General features: G+C 71.4%; 24 protein-coding genes and 1 pseudogene. 12 read left to right on the forward strand and 13 right to left on the reverse strand.

What is annotated here, in order from left to right; genetic code table 11:
• Nucleotides 1-97: 97 nt before the first annotated feature.
• From FB384_RS24500 to FB384_RS24515, 4 genes are all read right to left on the reverse strand, one after another.
• A complete protein-coding gene (locus FB384_RS24500) occupies nucleotides 98-1,057 on the reverse strand; it encodes a hypothetical protein (RefSeq protein ID WP_183787211.1) in 960 nt (319 codons plus the stop codon).
• Between the two features lie 2 nt (nucleotides 1,058-1,059).
• Nucleotides 1,060-2,298, reverse strand: a complete 1,239-nt coding sequence (locus FB384_RS24505) for a putative T7SS-secreted protein (RefSeq protein WP_183787212.1) — start codon at nucleotides 2,296-2,298, stop codon at nucleotides 1,060-1,062.
• Nucleotides 2,299-2,661, reverse strand: a complete 363-nt coding sequence (locus FB384_RS24510; protein WP_183787213.1) for a hypothetical protein — start codon at nucleotides 2,659-2,661, stop codon at nucleotides 2,299-2,301.
• Between the two features lie 130 nt (nucleotides 2,662-2,791).
• Nucleotides 2,792-3,805 (reverse strand): LacI family DNA-binding transcriptional regulator, encoded by a 1,014-nt coding sequence (locus FB384_RS24515; RefSeq protein ID WP_183787214.1) that lies wholly within the window; start codon nucleotides 3,803-3,805, stop codon nucleotides 2,792-2,794.
• A gap of 283 nt (nucleotides 3,806-4,088) precedes the next feature.
• Here FB384_RS24515 and FB384_RS24520 point away from each other — a divergent pair, with 283 nt between their 5' ends.
• The 8 genes from FB384_RS24520 to FB384_RS24555 all read left to right on the forward strand — a co-directional run bounded on the left by FB384_RS24520 (nucleotide 4,089) and on the right by FB384_RS24555 (nucleotide 11,229).
• Nucleotides 4,089-4,943 carry a BtpA/SgcQ family protein gene (locus FB384_RS24520; protein WP_183787215.1) on the forward strand — a complete coding sequence of 285 codons (855 nt, stop codon included), beginning with the start codon at nucleotides 4,089-4,091 and terminating at the stop codon, nucleotides 4,941-4,943.
• Entirely contained in the window at nucleotides 4,940-5,908 is a 969-nt protein-coding gene (locus FB384_RS24525) for a carbohydrate kinase family protein (RefSeq protein WP_183787216.1), read from the forward strand. Before FB384_RS24520 ends, FB384_RS24525 begins: the two co-directional genes overlap by 4 nt.
• Complete coding sequence (locus FB384_RS24530; RefSeq protein WP_183787217.1) at nucleotides 5,893-6,906, forward strand: substrate-binding domain-containing protein; 1,014 nt, start codon at nucleotides 5,893-5,895, stop codon at nucleotides 6,904-6,906. The genes FB384_RS24525 and FB384_RS24530 overlap by 16 nt, the downstream gene beginning before the upstream one ends.
• Nucleotides 6,906-7,682, forward strand: coding sequence for an ATP-binding cassette domain-containing protein (locus FB384_RS24535; RefSeq protein ID WP_183787218.1), 777 nt, complete (start codon nucleotides 6,906-6,908; stop codon nucleotides 7,680-7,682). Before FB384_RS24530 ends, FB384_RS24535 begins: the two co-directional genes overlap by 1 nt.
• Complete coding sequence (locus FB384_RS24540) at nucleotides 7,679-8,701, forward strand: ABC transporter permease (protein WP_183787219.1); 1,023 nt, start codon at nucleotides 7,679-7,681, stop codon at nucleotides 8,699-8,701. The genes FB384_RS24535 and FB384_RS24540 overlap by 4 nt, the downstream gene beginning before the upstream one ends.
• The gene (locus FB384_RS24545; RefSeq protein ID WP_183787220.1) at nucleotides 8,698-9,738 is read left to right on the forward strand and encodes a phosphotriesterase family protein; all 1,041 of its coding nucleotides are present in this window, start codon (nucleotides 8,698-8,700) and stop codon (nucleotides 9,736-9,738) included. The genes FB384_RS24540 and FB384_RS24545 overlap by 4 nt, the downstream gene beginning before the upstream one ends.
• A 118-nt stretch (nucleotides 9,739-9,856) precedes the next feature.
• Nucleotides 9,857-10,600 carry a glutamine amidotransferase gene (locus tag FB384_RS24550; RefSeq protein ID WP_183787221.1) on the forward strand — a complete coding sequence of 248 codons (744 nt, stop codon included), beginning with the start codon at nucleotides 9,857-9,859 and terminating at the stop codon, nucleotides 10,598-10,600.
• Nucleotides 10,601-10,656: 56 nt separating this feature from the next.
• Entirely contained in the window at nucleotides 10,657-11,229 is a 573-nt protein-coding gene (locus tag FB384_RS24555) for a TenA family protein (protein ID WP_183787222.1), read from the forward strand.
• 206 nt (nucleotides 11,230-11,435) lie between these two features.
• Here FB384_RS24555 and FB384_RS24560 read toward each other — a convergent pair whose 3' ends face one another.
• Entirely contained in the window at nucleotides 11,436-11,900 is a 465-nt protein-coding gene (locus FB384_RS24560) for a PPOX class F420-dependent oxidoreductase (protein ID WP_183787223.1), read from the reverse strand.
• Nucleotides 11,901-13,323: 1,423 nt separating this feature from the next.
• Between FB384_RS24560 and FB384_RS27625 the strand changes: the two are divergent.
• A pseudogene (locus FB384_RS27625) lies at nucleotides 13,324-13,701 on the forward strand (transglycosylase SLT domain-containing protein); the annotation flags it as partial.
• 93 nt (nucleotides 13,702-13,794) lie between these two features.
• Here the strand turns inward: FB384_RS27625 and FB384_RS24570 are convergent.
• From FB384_RS24570 to FB384_RS27405, 3 genes are all read right to left on the reverse strand, one after another.
• Nucleotides 13,795-14,574: an SDR family NAD(P)-dependent oxidoreductase gene (locus FB384_RS24570; RefSeq protein WP_183787225.1), complete on the reverse strand. Its 780-nt coding sequence runs from the start codon at nucleotides 14,572-14,574 to the stop codon at nucleotides 13,795-13,797.
• Between the two features lie 64 nt (nucleotides 14,575-14,638).
• Nucleotides 14,639-15,487, reverse strand: a complete 849-nt coding sequence (locus FB384_RS24575) for an SAM-dependent methyltransferase (protein WP_183787226.1) — start codon at nucleotides 15,485-15,487, stop codon at nucleotides 14,639-14,641.
• Nucleotides 15,488-15,637: 150 nt separating this feature from the next.
• Nucleotides 15,638-17,308 carry a CHAD domain-containing protein gene (locus FB384_RS27405; RefSeq protein ID WP_183787227.1) on the reverse strand — a complete coding sequence of 557 codons (1,671 nt, stop codon included), beginning with the start codon at nucleotides 17,306-17,308 and terminating at the stop codon, nucleotides 15,638-15,640.
• Nucleotides 17,309-17,511: 203 nt separating this feature from the next.
• Between FB384_RS27405 and FB384_RS24585 the strand changes: the two genes are divergently transcribed.
• Nucleotides 17,512-18,303: an aldo/keto reductase gene (locus tag FB384_RS24585; RefSeq protein WP_228726675.1), complete on the forward strand. Its 792-nt coding sequence runs from the start codon at nucleotides 17,512-17,514 to the stop codon at nucleotides 18,301-18,303.
• Here FB384_RS24585 and FB384_RS24590 read toward each other — a convergent pair.
• Genes FB384_RS24590 through FB384_RS24610 form a run of 5 tightly spaced genes read right to left on the reverse strand, consistent with a single transcriptional unit; the run spans nucleotide 18,290 to nucleotide 24,038 of the window.
• Nucleotides 18,290-19,489: an acyl-CoA dehydrogenase family protein gene (locus FB384_RS24590; RefSeq protein WP_183787229.1), complete on the reverse strand. Its 1,200-nt coding sequence runs from the start codon at nucleotides 19,487-19,489 to the stop codon at nucleotides 18,290-18,292. The genes FB384_RS24585 and FB384_RS24590 overlap by 14 nt on opposite strands.
• Nucleotides 19,479-20,465, reverse strand: coding sequence for an acyl-CoA dehydrogenase family protein (locus tag FB384_RS24595; protein ID WP_183787230.1), 987 nt, complete (start codon nucleotides 20,463-20,465; stop codon nucleotides 19,479-19,481). Before FB384_RS24595 ends, FB384_RS24590 begins: the two co-directional genes overlap by 11 nt.
• A complete protein-coding gene (locus tag FB384_RS24600) occupies nucleotides 20,462-21,598 on the reverse strand; it encodes an acyl-CoA dehydrogenase family protein (protein WP_183787231.1) in 1,137 nt (378 codons plus the stop codon). Before FB384_RS24600 ends, FB384_RS24595 begins: the two co-directional genes overlap by 4 nt.
• The gene (locus tag FB384_RS24605; RefSeq protein WP_183787232.1) at nucleotides 21,598-22,467 is read right to left on the reverse strand and encodes an enoyl-CoA hydratase; all 870 of its coding nucleotides are present in this window, start codon (nucleotides 22,465-22,467) and stop codon (nucleotides 21,598-21,600) included. Before FB384_RS24605 ends, FB384_RS24600 begins: the two co-directional genes overlap by 1 nt.
• A complete protein-coding gene (locus tag FB384_RS24610) occupies nucleotides 22,464-24,038 on the reverse strand; it encodes a FadD3 family acyl-CoA ligase (protein WP_183787233.1) in 1,575 nt (524 codons plus the stop codon). Before FB384_RS24610 ends, FB384_RS24605 begins: the two co-directional genes overlap by 4 nt.
• 72 nt (nucleotides 24,039-24,110) lie before the next feature.
• Between FB384_RS24610 and FB384_RS24615 the strand changes: the two genes are divergently transcribed.
• Both FB384_RS24615 and FB384_RS24620 read left to right on the forward strand, forming a co-directional pair.
• Entirely contained in the window at nucleotides 24,111-25,292 is a 1,182-nt protein-coding gene (locus FB384_RS24615) for an acyl-CoA dehydrogenase family protein (RefSeq protein ID WP_183787234.1), read from the forward strand.
• A complete protein-coding gene (locus FB384_RS24620) occupies nucleotides 25,289-26,131 on the forward strand; it encodes an SDR family oxidoreductase (protein ID WP_183787235.1) in 843 nt (280 codons plus the stop codon). The genes FB384_RS24615 and FB384_RS24620 overlap by 4 nt, the downstream gene beginning before the upstream one ends.
• Nucleotides 26,132-26,134 lie beyond the last annotated feature (3 nt).

The raw sequence follows: 26,134 nt of genomic DNA on the forward strand, positions 1-26,134 counted from the left end.
GTGTGCCGGGGTCGCGCGTGGGCGGATCCACGCAGTCCTGTCCTTGCCGAATGCCACCTGCGGGTGCCGGACCGGCACGGCAACGGTGGCCCGCCGGTCAGGGGTCCCTGCGATGCCGGCCAGGCCGCCGCGGCGGCGGATGCGGCGCCGCGGCGGGGCGGTCGCGAGGCGCGGGAGGACGCGGCATCGGTCGCGGGATCCCGCGCTCCCCCGGCCCGTCGGGCGCGCGGTGCCTGCCCTCTCCGGTGCTCTGCGGCGGGGTGGAGTGCCGCTGCGGAAAGTGCGGCTGCGGAGGGGCCGGCGGAGACGGGGACTGGGATGAGGGGCGCTGGGATGAGGGGCGCTGGGGTGACGGCCGCTGGGCGGGCGCACCCGGCGCCCCGGGAGCCGGTCGTGGCCGTGGCGAGGCAGGGGGCCGCTGCGGCGCCGGAGGTCGTGGCGGCGCCGGAGGTCGGGGCCGGGCGGACGGCGACCCCGGAGACGGTGGCTCGGCAGGCGGTGTTCCTGGAGCCGGCGATTCGGGAACGGCCGGACCCGGCGCGGTGGCAGGCCCCTGGGCAGCCGACGAACGGGGCGAGCCCGACAGGTCCGGCCGGATGCCCGCGACGAAGGCCTGGAAGTCGCCGATCAGTTCGGCCAACTGTGCGGGCGTGGCCGTCAGCACGATGTTCACGACGAGCAGCCGTCCGGTACCCGTGCGCTCGGCGACCGTGAGGAAGGTCTGCAGCTGAGCCAGGTCGGTGAGCTCGCCACCGGTGCGCACCCGCACGCCGAGCGCCTGCGTGAGGCTGCCGCTGGTGCGGCCGCCGGCACGTTCGCGCCTGCCGACCGTGACCGCGGCCGCCGTCCCGGCGAGACGGTGCGCGGTCTCGTCCGCGAGCTCGTCGAGACCCGCACCGTCCTCGCGCACCCCGCCGGTCACGGCGATCGTCGCGGTGAAGCCCGCACTCGAACCGGGGTGCACCGCCAGGAATTCCGTGTCCGGGGCGCCGGCCTGCGCAGGCGGCACCGAGCGCCACCCGTCGGGCAGGATGAATTCGATCGGAACCGGCAGCATCGTCACCAGCCCAGGTCGCGCACCATCGAGCCGACGGTGTCGGCCGCTCCGGTGACGGATTCGGTGACCTGGGCGGGGTCGATGGCGATCCCGCCGCCGAGCCTGCCGCCCAGTCCGAGCCCGATCCCGAGGTCGCCGCCGACGTGGAACTTGCCGTCCTCACCCATGCCGAACGCGGCACCGGCCTCGGCGCCCGCGCCGGCCCAGCCCTCGGCGTTGACACCGGCTTCGACACCGGCGACCTCGACGGCGGCGCCGACGTCCGCCCGTCCGCCGGCGAACGCGTCGGCACCGATGTCGATACCGGTCAGGCCGACGTCGGCGTTGGCGTTGGCCGCCGCCTCGACCGCCGCGTTGGCGTGGCCGTTGACGCCGAGTGGACCGGCGTCGAGGCCGCCTTCGGCACTGCCCCGGGCGGCATGTGCCTCGGCCCCGGCGCCCAGCGACGCACCGGTGGCGTCGGCCGTCGCCTCGGCATCGGCGGATGCTCCGAGCAGGGAACCGCCGAGCATGCCCTGACCCCCGACCACGCTCGTGTCGAATTCGCCGCCGATCTCGCCCTCGGCGACACTCACGCCCGCTGCTGCCTGCGCGCTCGCACTGGGCAGCTGGATGCCGAGCGTGTCGACCAGCCGCGCGACGGGATCCTCTTTCAGTCCCTGCTGACCGCCCCACGGCCGATCGATCCGACGTTCCCGGACCCGTTCATGCTCCCGGCTGTAGCCGCCCTGCCCGTCGGGCTGCAGCCCGAGCGTCGAGGCCAGCTGCGTGCCGGCCGCGTCGACGCGTTGCCGCGCGTGGTCGAGCACGGCCTGCGCCTCGGCCAACAGCCCGCCGCCCGGGTCGGCCTGCGGCGCCGGCGCGCCCGCCGCAGCGTGCATCTGGTGCTGCGCCGTCGCGGCGCGCCCGGCCGCCTGGGCCTGGGTGTGCAGCTCGATCGCGCGCTGCGCCTCGCCCTGCCCCCAGGCCAGCACGTCTGCGAAGTCCGCGAGCGTCTGCCCTCCCCTGGCAACCGTGTCGACCAGTTCCGTCCACTTCGGCGGTTCGGCGCCGAACGCGTCGCGGAACATGGTGCTCGCCTCGCCGATCCAGTGCTGCGGATCGATCTGCCCCAGCAGGCCGCCGACCTCGCCGACGGTGCCGAGGTTGCCGACGATCTGCCGCAGATCCTCGGCGATCTGCTCCGGGTGCCCCGGAACGAGCTGCTTCGGATCCGTCGTCTGCCCGAGCTGAGCGACCATCTACCGTCCCCCGTCCAGCACACTCGCGATCCGGCCCGGCTGCCCGCCGGACGCGGGTGCCTGCGGAGCCTGTGCCACGGCTTCCTGCAACCCGGAGAAGAAGCTCAGGCCTTCCTGTTCCTGCTCCAGGTACCGGTCGGCGGCATCGCGCAATCCGCTGCCGTGCTCGTCGGCCCGCTCCCGGAGCGAGCGCAGCTGCTGTTCGACGTCCGCCATGAAGCCGGCCCACGCCGACTGGATGTCGCTGTGCCCGTAGTCGCCACCGGGTCCGTGCCAGGCGACGTCCGCCGCCCGCTCCACCGTCTCGGCGATCCGGCCCGCGGTCAGCCGCAGTTCGTCGGGCACCGCCCCGAAACCAGCCATGCCATCCCCTGTGCCTCGTCGGCTCCGCCTGGCGCGGCGGACCCGTGGGTTGCCGCGCTGCGCGCGATGCTGCCGGGGCGTGGTGGTTTCCCGGTGGTTCGCCGGTGGTTCGGCCGTCACACGGGCGCGATCAGCCTGCGCGCGTGCTGTCCCGCACGACGAGCTTCGGCACCAGGGCGACGTGTGCGGCGTCGCGCGTGGCGGACCCGCCGCCGGCTGCGTCGGCCAGCAGCCGTACCGCCTCGTCGGCGATGCGCCGGGTCGGCTGGTCCACAGTGGTCAGCGGCGGCTCGGCCAGGCGGGTGAACTCGATGTTGTCGAACCCGGTGACCTGGACCTGATCGGGGACGGCGATTCCCCTGGTGCGACAGGCACGCACGGCACCGAGCGCGATCAGGTCGTCGGCGCACACCAGCGCGTCCGGCAGCTGCCCGGCGTCGTGCAGCAGGCCCACCGCCCGTTCGCCCCACTCCACGCTGTAGTCGCCGAGCAAGGTCCACTGTGGATCCGTGGCGAGGTCGAACTCTTCGGCGTGCCGGCCGAACCCGGCGTGGCGCAACTCGCTCGACGAGTTCGTCAGCCGCGCACCGAGGTAGGCGGCCGAGCGCGCGCCGCCGGCCCGGACGTGGTCCAGGACGGCACGCATCGCCGCCATGTCGTCCACCCCGACCCAGTCGGTGCTGGTCCCGCCGACGAAGCGGTCGAGCTGCACGAGTGGCAGGCGTTCGGCGGTCCGCTGCACCGCGGCGGTGCTGTCGGTGCCGTGGCACGGGCTGACGATGATGCCGTCGACGTTGCGGGTCACGAGGGCGTCCAGGCGCTTGGCCTCGGTGTCGGGGTCGGACTGGGCGTCGCAGAGCAGTAGTTCCTTGCCGTCGGCCCCGAGCGCATGCTCGACGCTCTCCACCAGCGCGGTGAAGAAGGGATTCCGGATGCTCGGCACCACCATGCCGACGGTGTCGGTGCGGCTCACCCGCAGCGCCCGCGCGATCGGGTTCACCTCGTAGCCGAGCTCCGTGGCGGCCGCCCGGACCCGTTCGGCGACGTCCGACGAGACCTTGCGCCCGCCCGACAGCGCACGGGAGACCGTGGCCGTCGAGACTCCGGCGCGGCGGGCAACGTCCGCGATGGTGACCCGGTGCAATCGTTTACCTCTCCGTCGTGGGTGAAACCGGAACTTAATCGGTTCCCCTGGCACGAGTCCAGGCTAGACCATTGACCTTCCACTGAAAGCCTCTCTAACGTACTCCGCAATTCGCTGGCAATCGATTACACGACTTGCCCACCGGAGTCAGTTGCAGACCGAAGTCAGTTGCACACCCGAGTCACCGTTCCCGCGGTGCACACCCGTCGGCGGCCGTGTCGAAGCCGTGGTCGCCGAACCCACTTCCCCGAGCATCCCCGCCCACCGAGCACAGAGAGCACAGATGAGCACTCTCGGAGTCTTCCCTCCCAAACCGCACGCCCTGCGTGAGCTGTTCGGCACCGACAAGGTCGTGATCGGCGTCGTGCACCTGCCCGCCCTGCCCGGCAGTCCGCACTACACCGGAACCCCGATGGCCGACATCCGCACGTTCGCCGTGGAAGAGGCCCGCGCCTACCTCGACGGCGGATGCCACGGCGTCATCGTGGAGAACCACTGGGACATCCCGTTCCCGAAGCCCGGAAGACACGGCTACGAAACGTCGGCCGCGATGGCCGTCGTCACCGCCGCGGTGCGCGACGCGACAGACGGCGGCGTCGGCGTGAGCGTGCTGTCCAACGCCGCCGAGTGCGCGATCGCCTCCGCCTGGTCCGGCGGCGGCGGGTTCGTGCGGGTCAACCAGTGGGCCAACGCCTACGTCGCCAACGAGGGCATCATCGAAGGCCAGGCTGCCGACGCCACGCGCTACCGCAGCCGCATCGGCGCGGGCCCGGTCAAGGTGTTCGCCGACGTCCACGTCAAGCACGGCGCCCATGCGATCGTCGCCGACCGGACACTGGCCGAGCAGACCGAGGACGCCGAGTTCTTCGACGCCGACGTGCTCATCGCCACCGGTTCCCGCACCGGGGACGCCGCGGCCGTCGACGAGGTGGCCGGCATCAAGGAGCACACGAGCCTGCCCGTCGTCATCGGCTCCGGAATCACCGCGGGCAACATCGGCGAGCTGCTGCCCGCCTGCGACGGCGTCATCGTGGCCTCGTCGGTGAAAGACAACGGCCGCTGGTGGGGCCGGGTCGATCCGGCCAAGGTCCGCGAACTGACCACGGCAGCCGAGCGGGCGGGCGCGGTTCTGCCGTGATCGTGTTCTGCGGGTACGCCAACAGCGACGTCACGGCAGCGGTGCCGGCCCTGCCCGCCGCAGGGCAGCGGATCCAGGCCGTGGCGGTCGAGCGGGGCGACGGCGGCATGGCGGCCAACGCCGCGGCCGCCGCCGCCCGCCTCGGCGCCGACGCCCGGTTCGCCGGTGCGGTCGGTGCCGACGCCCTGTCGACGGCCTTCCTCGACACCCTCGCCGCCGACGGCGTCGACGTGAGCCCGACGCGCCGGAACGCGCAGCTGACGACCGCGCTCGTACTGCTCACCCCGGACGGGGAACGGTCGATCATCAGCCAGGACGACGACCTCGACGGCACCGACATCGCCGAGGCGGCCAGGCAAGCGGCCGGCGGCTGGCTCTACCTGGACGGCTACCGCTTTCCCGACGCCGCGTCGGTCCTGCCGGACAGCGCCGCGTCGGTCCTGCCGGACGGGGCCACATCGGTCCTGCCGGACAGGGCGCGGGTGGTGGTCGATCTCGACGGCTGCGAGACCCGGTCCGCGGCAATCGCCGCGCTCGGCGCCGCCGAGCACGTCGTGCTCGGGCGCACCCAGGCGACCGCGCTGCTCGGCGACGACGACGCCTGGGCGCAGCTGGCCCAGCGCCACGACGTCCACGTGGTCGTCACCGACGGCGGCCGCGGGGCGCTACTCGTCCCGCCGGAAGGACCGCCGCAGCAGATACCGCCGATCGACGTGTCCGTTGTGGACTCGACGGGCGCTGGCGACTGCTTCGTCGGCGCCTACTGCACCGAACTCGCACACGGCGCCTCGCCCGCGAGCGCCGCCAGGTTCGCGGCCGTGGCCGCGGGCCTGTCCTGCACGCGCGCGGGTGCGCGCGCCGGACTTCCGTACCGCGCCGCGGTGCTGTCCCGTCTCGAAGCCGGCGGATCCGGCCCGGACACCGGTTCACCCGGAAAGGAGCGAACACCATGCGACGCAAGCTGATCGCGCTCGCCGCACTGGGGGTACTGCTCGTCGCCACGGCCTGCGACACCGCGGCGAGGCGCGAAATGGCGGCAGAGGCGCGCGCGCAGCAGCAGGGCCCGCCCCCGCCGTCCGAGGTGGCCGAATCCTGCGAGGTCGACGGGGGCCGGCCGAAGATCGGCGTCGTGCCGATCAACCTGCAGGCGCTGTTCTTCAACCAGATCATCACCGGCGCCGAGGACGTCGCCCAGCAGGCTGGGGTCGACGTGCAGGTCGTCAACGGGGACGACGATTCGCAGAAGCAGGCGAACGCGATCGACGACCTCGTGGCCAACAACTTCGACGCGATCATCGTCGACGCGGTCGACACCGACGGCATCAGGCCCGCGATCCGCCGGGCCGACGCCGCCGGGGTGCCGGTGGTCGCCGTCGACGCCGTCGTCGACGACGAGGCGGTCTCGACGCAGGTGGGCACGGCGAACGTCGAAGGCGGCCGGCAACTCGGCGAGCAGCTGCTGAAACTCAGCGGCGGCGACGGCGACGTCGGGATCGTGGGTGCGCTCAACAGCACCGTGCAGCTCCAACGGCAGAAGGGTTTCACCGACCGTGTGACCGAGGGCGGCATGGCGATCCGGCACGTCGTGGACGGGCGCAACATCCAGGAGCAGGCCCAGACGGTGACCGAGAACCTGCTCACCGGCAACCCCGATCTGCCGTACGCCTACGCGACCGGCGAACCGGCACTCATCGGCCTCGCCGCGGCGGTCGCGAGCCAACAGCGCAGCGACGACATCGAGGTCGTCGGCTGGGACCTGTCGGCACAGGCGGTCGACGGGCTGCGCGCAGGCTGGATCAAGGGCGTCGTGCAGCAGAACACGTTCGAGTTCGGCTATCAGTCGATGAACGCGGCGATCGACCTGGTCTGCGGACGCGACGTGCCCGCGGACGTTCCGGTGCCGACCCAGATCGTCACCCCGGAGAACGTGTCCGAGTACCTCTACTACCTGGAGCGGGGATGATGAGTCACGAGAGCACCGATGCCCGGACCGGCGACACGCTCGTCACGCTCGAGGGCATCACGAAGTCGTTCGGCGCGGTGCAGTCACTGCGCGGGGTCGATCTCCGGCTGGGCGCAGGCGAGGTGCTCGGCCTCGTCGGCGACAACGGCGCGGGGAAGTCCACCCTGATGAAGGTGCTGGCCGGGGCGATCCGGCACGACGCGGGCTCGATCACCGTGGGCGGCAGGCAGGTGCGGTTCCACAGCCCTGCCGACGCCCGCAGCGAGCACATCGGCATCGTCTATCAGGACCTGGCCCTGTGCGACACGCTCGACGTCGCCAGCAACCTGTTCCTCGGCAGGGAACCGCGCCGGGGGCCGTTCGTCGACCGCGGCGAGATGCACCGGCAGGCCGCCGAGATGCTGTCCACACTGCACGTGCGGGTGCGCTCGACGCACCAGGAGATCGGCGAGCTGTCCGGCGGGCAACGGCAGGCGGTCGCGATCGCGCGCGCCGTGTCGTTCCAGCCGAAGGTGCTGATCCTCGACGAGCCAACGGCCGCCCTGGCGGTCGCCGAGGTGCGGCAGGTGCTGCGCATGATCCGCGAGGTCGCCGCCCGCGGTGTCGGCGTCATCCTCATCACCCACCGGCTGCAGGACCTGTTCGAGGTGTGCGACCGCATCACGGTGATGTACGAGGGGCGGAGCGTGGAGGACGCCGCGATCGCCGACCTCGACATCGAGACGCTCGTCGGAATGATCACCCGCTCGAACACGACGACCGAGGAGGCCGCATGACGACGCAGGTCGAGTCCCCGCCGCAGCGGGACCTGGCGGCGGAGCCGTCGTGGTGGGAACGGGTGAACAAGGCGACCGTCGCGATGCTCGGCGTCACGGTGGCGCTGTTCATCGGGTTCGGCCTGGCGTCGCCGAACTTCCTGACGTTCGACAACATGTCGAACCTGGCGACGCAGGTGGCGATCACGCTGATCGTGGCGATCGCGATGACATTCGTGATCACGACGGGGCAGATCGACCTGTCGGTCGGCTCCACGGTCGCGTTCGTCGCGGCGATGACCGCCGAGCTGCTGCAGCTGGGTCTCGATTCGTCGCTCGTCATCGTGGTGGGTCTGCTGGCCGGCCTGTTCTGGGGTTCGGTCAACGGCTGGCTGTCGGCGTACCAGAACATCCCGCCGTTCATCGTCACCCTCGCCGCGATGTCGATCATCCGCGGATTCGCTCTGCTGTGGACGGAGGGATTCTCGGTCCCCATCGACCGGCGGCTGTTCGTCGCGAAAATCGGCGAGGCCGAGTTCCTCGGGTTCTCGGCGCTGGCGTGGATCGCGCTGGCCACCGCCGTGGTCGGCGGGATCCTGTTGTCGCGCATGCGCTTCGGCCGCTACGTCAACGGCATCGGCGCGCAGGAGGAGTCGGTGCGCCGTGCGGGTGTGAACACCCGCCGCATCAAGATGATCACACTGATGCTGACGGGACTCGCGGCGGGAGCGGCGGGCATTCTCACGGCGGCGCGGCTCGGTTCCGGATCCGCGAACGCGGCGGAGGGCTTCGAGCTCACGGTGATCGCGGCGGTGGTGCTGGGCGGCACGAACCTGTTCGGCGGTCGCGGCACGATCGTCGGCACCGTGATCGGCGCACTGATCACCGGCATGATCGCCAACGGCCTGACGTTGATGGGTGTGAGCCCGTTCCTCACGCCGATCGTGACGGGTCTGGTGCTGATCGCAGCGATCTGGATCAACCTGCGCGGGCGGTCGCTGGCCCAGCTGTTCTCCCACCTGACGGCGCGGCGCACATGACCGCCGTCACCACGGTCACCGGCCCGGTGCCCGCCGCCCAGCTCGGGCTGACCCTCACGCACGAGCATCTGCACAACGACGTGCGGGCCGCCGTCGGCCCTCCCGCCGACCCCGGGCTGGCGTGGTTGCGTGACGCCGAGACCGATTCTCGGATCGCATGGTTGCTGCGCGAGGAGCCCTACGCGTGCCTGGACCACTGCACGCTGGACGATCCGGGACCGGTGGCCGACGACCTGGCCGCGTTCGCCGCGGCGGGCGGCGGCACGGTCGTCGACGTCACGCCACCGGGCCTGGGCAGGGATCCGCTGGTACTCAAGGAACTGTCCGAACGCACCGGAGTGCGGATCATCATGGGATCGGGTTGGTACCTGGAGAACTTCCATCCTCCCGGACTGTCCACAACGGACGAATCTGGACTGGCGGCAGCGCTGCTCGACGAGTTCCGGAGCGGGGCCGGTGGCACGGGCATCTCCCCCGGGGTCATCGGCGAGATCGGCGTCTCCCCCGCCTTCACCGACGCCGAACGTCTCGCGCTGCGCGCAGCCGCCGTCGCGCAACGCGAGGCCGGCGTCCCGCTGTACGTGCACCTGCCGGGATGGCAGCGCCGGGCCCACGAGGTGCTCGACATCGTCCTCGACGAGGTCGGCGCGGCACCCGGGGCCGTCGTGTTGTGCCACATGGACCCGTCCGGCCACGACGTCGACTACCAGCGGTCGGTCGCACGGCGCGGCGTGTGGCTGGAGTTCGACATGATCGGCATGCCGTTCCGCTACCCCGGTGAAGGCCAGTCGCCCGCGCCCGCCGACACGGCACGGGCGGTCGCCGGACTGATCACCGACGGATTCGGCGACCGGCTGCTGCTCAGCCACGACGTGTTCCTCAAGAGCATGCTCACCGTGCACGGCGGCAACGGTTTCCGGTACGTCCCGACACTGTTCACCGCGCGCCTGCACGAGCTCGGCGTGCCCGCCGACGTGACGTCGGCGCTGCTGCGCGCCAACCCGCCGCGGCTGTTCGAGGCCGCCGCGGGCGGCTGAGGGGCCCACCGGCGCGCTTCTCCACCGAAACCGCTGTCCCATCGACCCGCTGTCCCATCGACCCGCACCCCGACCCCGAGACGGTGCGTCAACCAGCAACCAGAAAGGGAAAATCTCCGTGGCACGAGTACTGATCGCCGGTGAAAGCTGGATCACGCAGTCCACCCACATCAAGGGAGTGGACTCGTTCGTCACGAGTTCGTACGTGGAAGGCGTCGCTCCGCTGCGGACGGCACTGACCGCACGGGGGCACGACGTCGTGCACCTGCCCGCGCACCTCGTGCCGTCGGACTTCCCCGACGACCAGGCGGCGCTGGAGGCCTACGACGTCGTCGTGCTGTCCGACATCGGCGCGAACTCGGTGCAGCTCGCACCGGCGGTCTTCGAAGGGGCACGCCCCGGCGGCGACCGTCTCGCCGCACTGCGCGACTGGGTCGACGCGGGCGGCGGCCTGCTGATGGTGGGCGGCTACCTGTCGTTCACCGGGTTCGAGGCGAAGGCCGCCTACCGCAACACGGTCCTGCACGAGGTGCTGCCGGTGGACCTGCTGCCCGAGGACGACCGGGTGGAGCTGCCGGCGGGCGCCCACGGGCAGGTCGTCGCCGAGCATCCGGCCCTCGGCGACGTGAGTGGCGAGTGGCCGCGCCTGCTCGGCTACAACCGGGTGCGCCCACGGCCTGCCACCGAGATCCTCGCGACGATCGGCGACGACCCGCTCGTCGCTGTCGGCGGCTACGGCGAGGGCCGCACCGCCGTGTTCACCTCCGACTGCTCGCCGCACTGGGCCCCACCCGAGTTCTGCGAACAATGGCCCGGCTACGCGGCCGTGTTCGGCGGCCTGATCGACTGGCTCGCGGCGTGAGCCGGTCGCGTCACCTCCTGCATACCTGCGAACCCGCACTCGAGCGGGCGGCCGGCATGCGGTTCGTCCGAGACGTCCACGACGGCACGATCGGCGAGCCGGAGTACGCACGGTATCTGGAGTTCGAGGCCGGATTCGTCGACACCGCGGCACGACTGCACGGGCTCGCGGTGTGGCAGGCACCGCACTGGCGGGCCGTCACCCGCAACGCCGGCGCCCTGCACGGACTGACGACCGAGCAGACCGAGTACTTCGCGGCCGCGCGCGCGGCGTGGCCCCTCGCGGCCGAGGTGTCCGACGCGGCACGGCGCGCCGCGTCGGTGCTGTCGGACTACGCCGTCGCGGCCGCCGAGGACGGCGGCTACCCGGCCGTCACCACGGTTCTGTTCGCCGCGGAGACGCTGTATCTGACCTGGTGCACCCGTGCCCACCGCGACGGGACGCCCCCCGCGGGTCCGATCGCCGACTGGGTCGCCCTGCACACCCGCGACCCGTTCGTCTCCGGCGTCGACGCGCTCGGCGCAGCCGTCGACGAACTGCCCGCCGACGTACCCGACGATCGTCTCGCCGCGTGGTTCACCGGCATGCTCGACGCCGAGATCAGCTTCCACGACGCGGTGTACCTGTAAGCGGGCCGCACGGCACGATTACGGGAGCGGGGCCGGCGCGCCATCCCGGCCTAACGGCATGCGGGAACACGGGACGGCGCGGAGAACGCCGCAGCCGGACGCCACCCGCCCCTGCGGAACCGGGCCGCCCCCGCCGTGGTCCCCTCGCGCAGGTCGCGGCGGGGCCACGGCGGGGCGGCCCTGGACGGGCGAGCGGCCGGGCGGGCTCAGTCGCCTGCCAGCTCGGGAGGGAATCCGCCGGTCGCGATCGGACCCCAGTCATCGATCGTGATCCGCAACAGGGACTTGCCCTGCCGCTGCATCGCCTCGCGGTACTCGTCCCAGTCGGGGTGTTCCCCGGAGATGCAGCGGAAGTACTCGACGAGACCGTCGAGCGCATCGGGCATGTCGAGCACCTCGGCAGTGCCGTCGAGCTGTACCCAGGCGTCGTTCCACTCCTCGGAGAGCACGCACAACGACACGGTCGGGTTCCGCCGCGCGTTGCGGGCCTTCGCTCGGCTCGGGTACGTGGAGATGACGACCCGGCCGCTCTCGTCCACACCACAGGTGACCGGCGACAGCTGTGGCCTGCCGTCGGTTCGCGTCGTCATCAGCACCGTGCGGTGGCGCGGCCGCACGAACTCCAGGAGCGTGTCCCTGCCGACCCGTTCGGCGGTGGCGATGCGTGGCAACTCTCCAACCTCCTGGTGTGCTCGTCCTCACCGGCGACCCGTCCGATCCACGGGCGTACGCGGCCGAACTGTACCGCCCCACCGCGGCCGTCGGCCGCAACGTCTCACCGCGGTGGTGCCGTCGTCGCGGCAGTTTCTACCGACGCGGCGGCGCCTTCACGGCGGCGTCGTTCACCGACGGCGGCGTCGTTCACCACAGTGCCTTCCTGCACCGCGGTGTCGTCGTGCACCGCGGTGTCGTCGTGCACCGCAGTGTCTTCTCTCGCCACACCGCCCGTCCCCGCGGCGACCTCGTACCGCCGCGACCGGCCCTCGCCGCGACCTCGTGCCGCAGCGCAGTCCCACGGGCCCGGCTGCCGGTACGCACCACGGATACGGTTACCGATCGTCGCCGGCAGGTGTCCGGCCGATCTCTGTGATCATTTTTCGGTTTCGTGAAATGTCTCTACCAATACATTTTCGCGAATGAATCACGAGTGGCATTCACGTTCCGTATCCGGTTATCACGCAGTGTATTCGACGTGACACGCCGAGCACAGTGACACGTCCGAGCGATATCGACGAGCCGTGACCGGACACCCACACAATGCCGTCACCATGGCCGTCGCCGCCGGCACAGTCACTCACACGTGCCATTATTTTCGCTGGTCACAGCGTTTTGACCGGCGGACTTGGCCAATCGACCCGTGTTTCTGATACGTTCGCGCAGTTGTCTGGCGCAAGTCAAAGAAAGCCGACTCCTGGGCGCCTAAACCTTCTCCCGGAAAACGATCTGTGTTCCACGACACCGATCCGTGACTTTTCCGTTGCTGTTTCGTAATCTCTCGGAAGGTGTTCGCGACAACCCCGCGTGTTCCCCAGCACGGTCGCGACCCTGCCGATCCGGAACCCCGACCGGTCGGCACGCGAAACAAAAAAGGAGAACCACCCCGTGGAGTGGAACGACATCCCCCGGAACGCGAAGAACATCTTCGCGCGAAAGGCCCTGACCCCGAGTTCCCCGAAGCTGAACGCCTCCTTGAAGGAGAGTGTCCGCGGCTACGCCGCAGTCGGACTCCTCGCCACCGCCCTCGCCGGAGTGGTCGGCCAGGCCGCGTTCGCCGACGAGGAGGTCAACCCGGCCGCAACCCAGCGCACCGCTGATTCGGCGGTGCAGAACGCCGGCGTGGTCCGTGCGCACAGCCACTTCGGCGTCGCCCAGCTCGGCGAGAAGGCCTCCGATTCCCAGAAGTCCAACGATTCCGGGAAGTCCGAGCAGAACGGCGGTTCCGGTGGCCAGGCCCAGCCCGCGGGCCAGGCCGACGAAGACAGCAAGCAGCAGGCCGATGAGCAGCAGGCCGATCAGCAGCAGGCCCAGCCGCAGCAGAAGCAGCAGGCCGACAAGCAGGCGCAGAACCAGCCCGCCCCGAAGGCCAAGCCCAAGCCTGCGCCGAAGCCGCAGTTCGACCAGGTCGACCGCTGGATCAACCGTGCGATCGACATCCTGCGGCAGAACAACGTCGAGATCACCCACGAGAAGCGGGACGAGATCCGCACGATCATCGAGAAGGAGTCGAGCGGAGACCCGCGGGCCATCAACCTGTGGGACAGCAACGCGGCCAAGGGCATCCCGTCGAAGGGCCTGATGCAGACCATCGACCCGACGTTCGACGCCCACAAGCTGGCGGGCCACGACGACATCTACAACCCGGTCGACAACATCATCGCCGGTGTCCGGTACACGCTGGACCGCTACGGCAACTTCGACGAGCACCCCGGCCTCGCCTCGATGGCCGGTGGCGGTGACTACCAGGGTTACTGAGCACGCGGCGCAGCCGCAGCCGATCGGTCTCGTCGGGCCGCTCGGGGATTCGCGACGGATCCCCGAGCGGCCCGCTCGCGTGCGCGGGCGAGGTCAGAGCGCGTGGCCACCGGCGACCTGCACAACCTGGCCGGTGATCCAGCGGGCCTGGTGCGAGGCCAGGAAGACGACGGCGTCCGCGATGTCGTCGGGCTCGCCGACCCGTCCCATGGGCACGGCGCGGGTGGCATGTTCCAGGAGTTCGCCGTCGAGCCAACCGGTCTGCACCGGGCCCGGTGCGACGGCGTTCACCCGAACCCCGGACGGTGCGAGATCCAGCGCGGTAGCTCGCGTGACCGCCTCGAGCGCGGCCTTCGACGTCCCGTAGCCCACCTGCCCGGGAAACGCCCGCGCGGCATCGGTCGACACGTTGATCACACACGGCGGATCGCCACCCTGCTGCTCCCGGACGAGTTCGGCGGTCAGGAGTGCCGGAACAACCGCGTTCACGCGGTAATGCCGCTCGAGCGACCCGCGGGTGACCGTGTCCACGGTGTCCGGCGTCTCGCAGTGCGCCGCGTTGTTGACCAGAACGTCTACCGAACCGAGGCGCTCGACCACCTCCCGCACCAGCGCCCGGGCCGCAGCCTCGGCCGACAGGTCCCCCTCGACGGCGATCGCGCCGTCGAGCTCGTCGGCCAGCCGCCACGCCTGCTCGGCCGGCGGCGTGACATGAGCCCATGAGGTCTCGGCCGGCGCAGGAGACTCGGCTTCCAGGTAATGGATCGCGACGCGAGCCTCCTGAGCCGCGAAAGCACGGCTGATCGCCGCGCCGATGTTGCCCGCCCCGCCGGTCACGAGGACGTTCCGCCCCGCAAGACGAGGATCGATCATGCCGGTGTCCTACCGGCACCCCATCCCGGTGTCGACCGATTTTCCGACGGCACGACGCCGCTCGTCAGGGTTTGCGGCCGAGGCCGACGATGCCGCTCGAGGTGGCCGGGTTCGCGCGGAACTCTTCCGATGCGGGTGATGCGCGCAGCTCCGGCTTCCACTCCGGCGTCCATGTGATACCGGGCTCGACGAGTTCGAGGCCGTCGAAGAACTGCGCGAACTCCTCGCGGGACCGGAGGAACAGCGGCGAGCTCGAGCGGGCGTACTGCGCCCTGATCGCCTCCCGTTCGTTCTGGCCCTCGTCCGGTACCCCGTCGTCGGTCAGGTGCGAGGTCAGCAGGTACGAGCCGGGCCGGAGGCGGTCGAGGTAGTCGCGGATGACGCCGCGCGGATCGTCGTCCGGGCCGAAGAAGTACAGCACGTTGACCGCGATCAGGCCGATCGGCTTCGTGGGATCGAGCACGCCGGTGTCGAGCGCCGCCTCCCACACCTCGTCGACGTCGAGCAGGTCGGCGTGGATCACGGCGTGGCGGGTCGGATCACCCTCCTGTTCGAGCAACACCCGCGAGTGCGCCACCGCCACGGACTCGTTGTCGACATAGGCACAGCGACTGTCGGCGTTGACCGAATCGGCGATCTCGTGGACGTTGCCCACCGTCGGCACACCGGATCCGAGGTCGAGGAACTGGGTGATGCCCTGATCGGCGAGGTACTGCACACCGCGGCCGAGGAACTCCCGCCCGACGCGGGCCATCGTCCGCACGATCGGGAAGGTCTCGACGGCCTTCGCGCCGAACTCGCGGTCGATCGCCCAGTTGTTGTGCCCGCCGAGGAACCAGTCGTAGATCCGCGCGGGATTCGGGCGTTCCAGATCCACGCCCTCCGGTACGGAGCCCTGGTCGTTCGGCGCCATCGTTCCTCCTCGTCGTCCCCGCGGACGCATCGTTGATCAACCGCCGCCGTCACCCTACCGAGGGAGCAGGCCGCTTCCCATCCCGCGCGGAGTGCCCGGTTCCGGGCCTCGTCCCACCCGCGCGGGGCCCACCCGCGCACGCGGGGCCGATCAGCGGACGAGCCCGGTGATGCGGGTGCGCATGTCCTCACCGAGGAATCGGCGCAGCGCGGCGGTGAGCTCGTGGCGAGCCTGCTGCTGATCGGCCGCGAACGCGCCAGCCAGCTCGCCCATGGCCAGCAGCGTTCCGGTGGGCGCGCGCCCCGCTTCGTGCATGCGCGCGGCGTGTTCGCGCAGCCCGTCGCTCTGCACCTCACCGTCCTGGAACGCCCCGAGGATGTCCTGGAGCTTCTTGAGCCGTTTCAGCACCGCCGCGTGCTCGGCGGCCGGGCACAGCGGCCGCGCGAACTCCAGCAGGTACCGCAACTCCTTGCACCGCTTCCGCAGGTTGTGCACGTCCTCGGCAGGCGTTTCCGGGGTGATCGCCGCGGCCTTGCGGGTCACCTTCTTCGCCGTGCGCGCCAGCCGGTCCCGCACGAACGTCCTGACGTCGGGAACCCGGCCGGCGTCGCCGCCCGCCGCCCCGGTGTCCTCGGTCGTCCCGGTGCCCTCGGCCGCACCTGTGTCCTCGGCCGCACCGGTGTCGCCGTCACCGATGACGTCCGTCAGGGTCGCGGGCCACTCCTCCAGCAGCCGGGTGAACCGGCGGGTGCGCAGCGCGCGGACGAGTGCGCGCCGGGCAGTGTCGCGCTCGCGGTGGAGATGGTCGCGGAACGGCGCGAGGTCGTCCGACTCGCCTGCCGTGAGCCTGCCGGCGAGGTCGTCGAATCCGAGCAGGTAGACGTCGAGGTCGCGCGTCGGCCCGGTCACCTCGCCCAACCACGTCAACGCCGCCGAGTGCCGCTCGACCGGCCGCGCCGGCAGTACGTCGCCTGCGAGTTTCAGCAGTGACCGGGTCCGCCGCACGGCCACGCGCAGATCGTGCAGATACTCCGTGTCGACGTCGGCGATCGTGCCGTCCACGTTGGCTGCGATCGCACGGGCGTGCGCCCGCAGCGCGAGCGCGACGGCCACGTCGGCGGGCATGTCGGGCGACAGTTCCGGGGGCTCGGGCCGATCCGGCAGACCGGCCGCGGCCAGCAACTCCTCGTAGAGGTCACCGGACTGTTTGCGGAACGTCCTGCCCGCGTCGTCACCGCCCTGCGACCGAGAAGCGCAGAGGGCCTTCCTGATCCGTTTCGCGTGCTTGCCCACGCCCGTGGTGAGCACGTCGACACGGATGAGCGGCTCCGTACGCACCGGCTCCTGCACGGTCGTCTCCCGCCAGACGAGACCGGCGACCACCCTTGCCTCCTCGTCCCGCACGTGCACCTCGCGGGTCACCGTGCGGGCACGCAACACGGGCGCGACGGCACGCACCCACATCGGTCCGGCGACGAGCTCGCGGACGTCGCCGTCGGGCAATTCGCCGGCGAGTGCGGGCCACTCGGGTGGTCCGGACAACGGAGTGCTCGCAGTGTCGTCGCCACGAGTAGCGGTCAGTGAACCGGGGCCGGAGGCGCGGTCGTGGGTCAGCCGCACGCCCTTGCGCCGCAGTCGCCAGTCGGCGGTGTCGAGGTGGGTTCGGTTGCGAATCCGGCGCGGACCGGCCTCGAGGGTGTAGCGCGACGGCACGACCGGCTCCAGCGCGGCGAGCACGGTGTCGGCCTCACCCCGCGTCGCCGCACCGTCGACGAGCAGCGTCCCGAAGACCGTCGGCTGCGGCTCCACGTCGTCTCGCACAGCGGCCTCCTCGTGCACGTCACGTCTGCGCCGGGTCGCGAATTGTACGGCAGCGGGCGCGATTCGGCACCGCCGTCGACCGGGACCCGCACCGTGCCGGCCGCGACCGAATGGGCGAGACTCGCCCCTGCATCCCCAGGAAAGGACTCAGTGACGTGACCGAGATCGACATTCCGACCGTCGAACTGAACAACGGCGTGACCATGCCGCAGGTGGGCTACGGGGTGTTCCAGGTGCCGCCCGACGAGACGGCCGTCGCGGTGACGGCGGCGCTCGAAGCCGGATACCGCAGCATCGACACCGCCACCCTGTACGGCAACGAGTCCGGCGTCGGCCGGGCCGTCCGCGACGCGGGCATCCCGCGCGAAGAGCTGTTCCTCACCACGAAACTGTGGAACGACGCGCACGGCTACGACGCGGCGCTGAAGGCGTTCGACGCGAGTCTGGCCGCGCTGGGCACCGACTACGTCGACCTGTACCTGATCCACTGGCCCGTCCCCGGGGCAGGTCTGTACCCGGAGACGTGGCGAGCGCTGGAGCGGATCAACGCCGAGGGCAGGGCCAGGGCCATCGGCGTGTCGAACTTCCAGCCGCACCACCTGGACACCCTCGCCGAGAACTCCGGCGTCGTGCCCGCGGTCAACCAGATCGAGGAGCACCCGTTCCTGCAGCAGGCCGCGGTGCGCGAGTACGACGCCGCCCACGGCATCGTCACCGAGGCATGGAGCCCGCTCGCCAAAGGCGGTGACCTGCTCACCGACGAAACCGTCACCACGCTCGCCGCCAAGCACGGGCACACTCCCGCGCAGGTCGTGCTGCGGTGGCACCTGCAGCTCGGGAACGTGATCATCCCGAAATCCGTCACGCCCTCGCGCATGGCCGAGAACCTGCAGCTGTTCGACTTCGCGCTCGACGCCGACGACATGACACGGCTGGCGGGACTCGACCGCGGCGAGCGGACCGGTCCGGACCCGGACACGTTCAACCGCCGCTGACGCCGGACGCCGCGTTCGCCGTGTCCCGGCTTCCGGCGTGCGGTGCGCCGGGAGCCGGGTCGTCCGCGTCCGGGTCGTCGAGGTACCGCAGCTCGTCGAGGTACCGCTGCGGCGGGCCGAACAGTGCGGCACTGCCGTGGGCACGCTTGAGGTACAGGTGGGCGTCGTGTTCCCACGTGATCGCGATACCGCCGTGCAGCTGGATCATCTCCGCGGCGATGTGCTGCAGGCTCTCCGAACACACGACCTTGGCCACCGCCGCGTCCTCATCGTCCGGACCGTCACCGCGCGCCGCGGACGCGATCGCGGCATGGCAGGCAGAGCGAGCCGTTTCCAACCGGACGAACGCATCGGCCAGCCGATGCTTGACCGCCTGGAAGCTTCCGATCGGCCTGCCGAACTGGCGGCGCTGCAGCGTGTACTCCACCGTCCGTTCCAGGGCCCGCTCGGCCGCACCGGTCTGCTCCGCGGCGAGCACGACCACCGCCTCGGCTCGCACCCGCCGGAGCGCGTCCCCCGGCAGCTCGCCCAGCCGCGTCCCCGCCACCTCCGACAATGTGACGGTGGCGAGACGGCGCAGCGGATCCAACGCCTCGGCGTCGCGGCGGCTGACTCCGGCAGCTCCCGCGTCCACTTCGTACAGTGCCGGTGGCCCGTCGTCGCTCTCGGCGACCGGCACCAGCAATGTGTCCGCCTCGTCCCCGTCCAGCACGTACGAAGCCGTGCCGTGCAACACCGTCGACGCCGCGCCGTCCGCACCGCGCAGGCGGGCGGTGACGACGGGCCGGTCCGACCACGTGCCGTCCTCACCGGTCCACACCACTGCGGCCACGCGGCTCCCGTCGGCGAGGCCCGGCAGTAGCCGGGCGCAGGCCGGTTCGTCGGCGGCCTCCCTGACGAGGCGAGCGGCCAGCACCGAGGACCCGAGCAGCGGACTCGGCGTCAACGTGCGGCCCAGCTCGTGGGCCACGACGCCGATCTCGGCGAGTCCGGCACCCGCGCCCCCGTACCGCTCGGGGACGGCGAGTCCGGCGACACCGATCTGGTCGCACAGCATCGACCACACGGCGGGGTCGTACCCGCCGGGGGAGGCCATCACGTCGCGGATCTCGGAGTGTTTCTCCAGCAGTCCGCGCACGGCCTCGCGCAGCGCCTCGCGTTCCGCCGCCCCGTCGTCAGTCGGCATGCTCACCTCGCACGGCCGTCAGCACGCGGGTGCGGTGCGCGTCCGCGGTGCCCCATGCGCCCGCGAGCGCGCGTACCTTCGTCAGCCACAGGCCGAGGTCGTGTTCGGCCGTGTAGCCGATCGCGCCGTGCACCTGCAGCGACGTGCGCGCGGCGAGCAACGCCGCACGGGTCGCGGCGACCTTCGCCGCTGAGATGTCCCGCATCACCACGGGCTCGGCTGCGCCGGAGGCGAGCGTCACCGCCGCCCCGTCGACGAGTGGCCGCGCCATCGTCAGGCTCACCGTGACGTCGGCGAGCAGATGCTTGACGGCCTGGTACTGCCCGATCGCCCTGCCGTACTGCCGCCGCTGCGACGCGTACTCGGTCGCCATCGCCAGCATCCGCCGAGCCGCGCCGAGCAGCTGGGCGGACACGCCGAGCACGCCGAGCGCGAACGCGTGCGGCCGCGCCGCGCCGAGCACTTCCCCGTGCTCGGCGGCGGGGAACAGGCCCCGCGTCGCGTCGATCGACGGCATCCGGCCCCCGGAGTCCATATCGGACGAGATCCGTTGAACGGCGGTCCCGTCCAACCGCAGCACGACATCCGCCGCGTCGGCGTCCAGGGCCCGGGGCACCTCGGGCGGGATCGCGGCCGTCACCATCGACTCCCCCGCGGCGACGCGCGCCAGCTCGTCACCGCCGAGCAACCGCGGCGCCACCACGGTCGTTTCCACGACCGGGCCCGGCACCGCGTGGTACCCGCACGCCTCGAGCGCCACCACGGCGTCCGCGGGCTCGGCGTCCGCTCCCCCGTGCTCCTCCGGCACCAGCAGGCCCCACACCCCGAGGTCGGCCAGCTCCCGCCACAGTTTCCGGCCGGGCTCGAACCGCCGCTCGGCCCACTCCCGTGCCACGCCCGGCGTGTCGGCGCCCGCCAGCAGTTCGTCCAGCGCCGCGGCGAAATCCCGCTGCTCCGGCGACAACGCGAACCTCATCGACGCTCCTCCCGTGGCAGGCCCAGCACTCGCTCGGCGATCGTGTTCCGCTGAATCTGGTCCGTGCCGCCGTAGATCGGACCGGCCAGCGAGAACAGGTAGCCCTCCACCCACGGCGAGGCCAGTTCGCCGTCCGCGCCGAGCACGTCGAGCGCCGTCTCGTGCAGTGCGACGTCGACGCTCGACCAGGCCAGCTTGTTCACACTCGACTCCGGTCCCAGCTGCTCGCCGTCGGCCAACCGGGTCGCGGTGCCGTAGGTGTAGAGCTGGTAAGCACGGGTGTCGATCCACGCGTCCGCGACCCGCGAGGCCGTCGCCGCGGGCTCACCACACGCTTCCCACAGCCGCACCAGCCGGTCCGCCGAGGCCAGGAACCGGCCCGGACTACGCAGCGACAACCCGCGTTCGTTGTTGGCGGTCGTCATCGCCACCCGCCAGCCGTCACCCGGCGTGCCGATCACGTCCTCGTCCGGCACGAACACCTCGTCGAAGAACAGCTCGGCGAACCCCGGCTCGCCGTCCAGCTGCGGGATCGGCCGCACGGTCACGCCGTCGGCGCGCAGGTCGATCATCAGGTACGTCAGCCCGCGGTGCCGCTCCGAGTCCGGGTCACTGCGGAAGAGGCCGAATGCACGGTCGGCGAACGCGGCCCGCGAGCTCCACGTCTTCTGCCCGGACACCAGCCAGCCGCCCTCGGTGCGGACCGCGCTGCTGCGCAGGGCCGCGATGTCGCTGCCTGCCTCCGGCTCGGACCAGGCCTGAGCCCACACCTGTTCACCGCGCGCCATCGCCGGCAGGATGCGGTCCCGCTGCTCGGTGCTGCCGTGGGCGAACAGCGTCGGCGCGAGCATGAAGATGCCGTTCTGTCCCACGCGCCCGGGTGCGCCGGCCGCGTAGTACTCCTCCTCGAACAGCAGCCACTGCAACAGTGACGCCTCCCGGCCGGTGTACTCGACGGGCCAGGTGACGACCGAAAGGCGCTCCTCGGCGAGCCGCGCCTCCCACTCCCGGTGTGCGGCGAACCCCTCGGCCGTGTCCATCGACGGCAGGCCCTGCCGCGGCACGTTGTCGGCGAGCCACGCGCGGACCTCGTCGCGGAAGACCGCCGACTCCGGATCGATGTCGAGGTCCATCAGCGGCTCCCGGCGTCCCGCATCGACTTCGCCGTCTGCCCCGCCAGCGGATCCTCCGCGGTCTCGGCGTTGTGGGCGTGGGCGAAGTGGTGCAGGCCGAACACCGCGTCCATCCCCGAGCGCATGCCCATCAGGTCCTGCGCCTGGTTCACGGCCTTCTTCGCCAACGTCAGGCCGAACGCCGGCATCTCGGCAACCGTGTCGGCGAGGCCGAAGACCGTGTCCTGCAGCTGTTCGCGTGGCACGACCCGGTTGACCATGCCCCATTCCTTGGCCTGCGCGGCGCTGAACCGCTGTCCGGTCAGCAGGACCTCCTTGGCGGCGGCCGTACCGAGCACCCAGGGGTGGGCGAAGTACTCGACACCGGGGATGCCCATCCGCACCACCGGGTCGGCGAAGAACGCGTCCTCGGAGGCGACGATGAGGTCGCACACCCACGCGAGCATCAGGCCGCCTGCGATGCATGCGCCCTGCACCGACGCGATCACCGGCTTGGGGATCTCCCGCCAGCGCCGGCACATGCCGAGATACACCTCGGACTCCCTGGCGAACCGCCGGTCCCCGCCCTCGCGGTCGGTGTGGTCCCACCACAGGACGGCCTTGCGGTCGTAGCTGACGTCCACGTCGCGGCCCGGCGAACTGATGTCGTGTCCCGCCGAGAAGTGCTTTCCCTCTCCTGCCAGCACGATCACCTTCACGTCGGGGTCGTCGACCGCACGTGCGAACGCGGCGTCGAGCGCGTAGGTCATCACCGAGTTCTGCGCGTTGCGGTACTCCGGCCGGTTCATCGTCACCACGGCGACGGCGCCGCGGCGTTCGTAGCGCACGGTCTCCTCGTCGGTGCTCGCGGCGCTGTTCTCCTCGGTCATGCCACTTTCTCCTTGCCCAGCAGGCGTTTCAGGACCTTCCCCGACGCGTTCCGCGGCAGTTCGCCGACGAACTCCACCGAGCGGGGACGTTTGTAGTTGGCGAGCCGCTGCCGGCAGTGTTCGAGCAGCGACTCCTCCGACGGCGGATCACCTCCGGCCGTGTCCGCACGCACGACGAAGGCCTTCCCCACCTCGCCGAGCCGCGGATCGGGAACACCGATCACCGCGACCTCCCGCACACCGTCCACACGGGACATCTCCTGTTCGATCTCGGCCGGGTAGACGTTGAAACCGCCGCAGATGTACATGTCCTTCAGCCGGTCGGTGATCGACAGGTTGCCCGCCTCGTCGAGCCGGCCGACGTCACCGGTGTGCAGCCAGCCGTCGGCGTCGATCGCCTGCGCCGTCGCCTCCGGGTCGTCGAGATAGCCGCGCATCGCGTTCGGCCCACGCAGGAGCACCTCGTCGTGGTCGCCGATGCGCACCTCGAAGCCGGCGGCCGCCCTTCCGCACGTACGCGCGATGGTGGCCGGATCGTCGCCGGGTTCGCACATCGTCGCGACGACCGCTTCGGTGAGGCCGTACGCGGTGAGCACCGTGTCGAATCCGAGCTCGCCGCCCATCCGTTCGACGAGCGTCACCGGCACGGTCGCCGCGCCGGTGACCGCCAACCGCAGCGACGAGAGGTCCGCCGCCTCTCGGCCGGGGTGGTCGAGCAGTGTCTGGAACACCGTCGGTGCCGCGGGCAGCACCGATACCCGTTCTCGCTCGATCAGCTCGAGCGCGGCGGTCGCGTCGAAGGTGGCCTGTGGCAGCAGCGTCGCACCGGTCAGCAGGCCGACGAGGATGCCCGCCTTGTAGCCGAAGCTGTGGAAGAACGGGTTGACGACGAGGTACCGGTCGCGGGGTGTCAGGGCGCCGCGGTCGGCCCATGCCGCGGCGACGGCGAGCGACTGCCGATGCGCCGACAGGACGCCCTTGCTGCGGCCGGTCGTGCCGGAGGTGAACAGGACGTCGGCGATGGCCTCGCCGGTGACGGCGGCGGCCCGGGCGTCGGCCTCGGCCGGGTCGACGGCCGCCGCCACGTCTGCCAGGTCGTCCCAGTCCACGGCGACCGGGTCGGGTGCGAGTGGCCCCGGCAGCGGCACCCGCACGATCAGGCGGAGGGTGTCGAGGTCACCGTCCGCCGCGGCGGCCCGGATGCCGGCGAGCCGGTCGGTGTCCAGGAAGTCCCCGGCGACGACCAGAGCCGTGGCCTCGCTGCGGCGGATCAGATCGACCGCCTCGGCCCCGGTGAACCGGGTGTTGATCGGCACCAGGGTCGCCCCGGCGTACTGCGCCCCGAGCGCGGCGATCACCCAGTGGTGCGTATTGGGCGAGTTCACGGCCACCCGGTCGCCGCTGCGGACGCCGCGCGCCATCAGCACGCGCGCCATGACGCGAACGTGTTCCAGAAGCCGATCGAACGTGATCCGCACATGCCCGTCGACAATTGCCTCCCGGTCACCGAACCGCTCCGACGCTGCTTGGAGCGCCTTGGGGATCGTCACCGGAGTTCCTGCCTCACTCATCCCGCTCCCTTGCTGGACGAGAAATCTAGAACGTGTTCTTATTATGCTAGCGCACGGTAGCAGGAGGTGTGAGTGGAGAACCACGAGCGATTCCGGCGAGAGGTGGCCACCTGGCTCGCCGACAACCTCACCGGCGAGTTCGCGGGCGTGCGCGGCCTCGGCGGACCGGGCCGCGAACACGAGGCGTTCGACGAACGGCTCGCGTGGGAACGACATCTCGCGGCGGCGGGCTGGACGTGTGTCGGCTGGCCCACCGAGTTCGGCGGGCGCGGCCTGTCGCTGGCCGAGCAGGTGATCTTCCACGAGGAGTACGCGGCGTCGGGTGCGCCCGCGCGGGTGAGCCACCTCGGCGAGCAGCTGCTGGGTCCGACGCTCATCGCGTTCGGCACCCCGGAACAGCAACGCCGGTTCCTGCCCGCGATCCGCGCGGTGGAGCAGCTGTGGTGCCAGGGCTACTCCGAGCCGGGAGCCGGATCGGACCTGGCGGCGGTGTCGACCACCGCCCGGCTCGAACCCGACGGCGGCGGCGCCGAGGAGCAGGCGTGGATGCTCAACGGACAGAAGATCTGGACCTCGCTGGCGCACGTCGCCGACTGGTGTTTCGTCCTCGCGCGCACCGAACCGGGGTCGACCCGGCATCACGGGCTCTCGTACCTGCTGGTGCCGATGGACCAGCCGGGCGTGACCGTCCGTCCGATCACGCAGCTGACCGGGACCTCGGAGTTCAACGAGGTGTTCTTCGACGACGCCCGCACCGAGGCCGACATGGTCGTCGGCGAGCCGGGCGACGGCTGGCGCGTCGCGATGGGCACGCTCGGTTTCGAACGCGGCGTCTCCACGCTGGGCCAGCAGATCGGATTCCGGCGCGAGCTGGACGGCATCGTCGCGCAGGCGCGCGCGACGGGCACGATCGACGACCCCGTACTGCGCGACGATCTCGTCCGCGCGCGGGTCGACCTGCGGGTGCTGCGCGCCCACGCACTGCGCACGCTCGAGCGGGAGCCGGGGCCGGACGTCGCCGTGGGCAAGCTGCTGTGGGCCACCTGGCACCGGCGGCTCGGCGAGCTGGCGATGCGTGCGCGCGGCGCGCGCGGCCTGATCACGGGCGGCGATCTCGACGAGTGGCAGCGGCTGCTGCTGTTCAGCCGCGCGGACACCATCTACGGCGGTTCCGACGAGATCCAGCGGAACATCATCGCCGAGCGCGTGCTCGGACTGCCGAAGGAACCCAGGAACACGGAGGAACGCCGATGACCGAACGGCCTGCGACGGCAGCCGATCACACGGAACCGCCCGAGCACGCACAGCCACCCGAGCACGCACAGCCACCGGAGTATCCGAAGCCCCATGACCTGTTGGCGGGCAAGGTCGTCGTGGTCACGGCGGCGGCGGGCACGGGGATCGGCTCGGCCACGGCGAGGCGGTGTCTCGAGGAGGGCGCGCGGGTGGTCGTGAGCGACTGGCACGAACGCAGGCTGGCCGAGAAAGCCGAGCAGCTGGCCGAATTCGGCGAGGTGGACGCGGTCCCGTGCGACGTGACCGACGACGACCAGGTCGTCGCGCTCGTGGACGCGGCGTGCACCCGTTTCGGCCGGATCGACGTGATGGTCAACAACGCGGGACTGGGCGGCACGCAGTCCATTCTGGACATGTCTGACGAGGAATGGTCCCGCGTACTCGACATCACGCTGAGCGGCACGTTCCGCTGTACGCGCGCGGCGACCCGGCGGTTCGTCGCCCAGGGCGGCGGCGGGGTCGTCGTGAACAACGCCTCCGTCGTCGGCTGGCGGGCGCAGCAGGGCCAGGCGCACTACGCGGCCGCGAAGGCCGGGGTGATGGCGCTGACCCGCTGTGCGGCGATGGACGTCGCCGCACACGGCATCCGCGTCAACGCCGTCGCTCCGAGCCTGGCCGCACATCCGTTTCTCGCGAAGGTCACCAGTGAGGAGCTGCTGACCGAGCTCGCGGGCCGCGAAGCGTTCGGCCGCGCCGCCGAGCCGTGGGAGATCGCCAACGTCATGGTGTGGCTCGCGTCCGGCTACGCCACCTATCTCACGGGCGAGACCGTGTCCGTGTCGAGCCAGCACCCGTAGGAG

It is taken from the genome of Prauserella sediminis (assembly GCF_014195435.1).
Lineage (GTDB): Bacteria > Actinomycetota > Actinomycetes > Mycobacteriales > Pseudonocardiaceae > Prauserella > Prauserella salsuginis.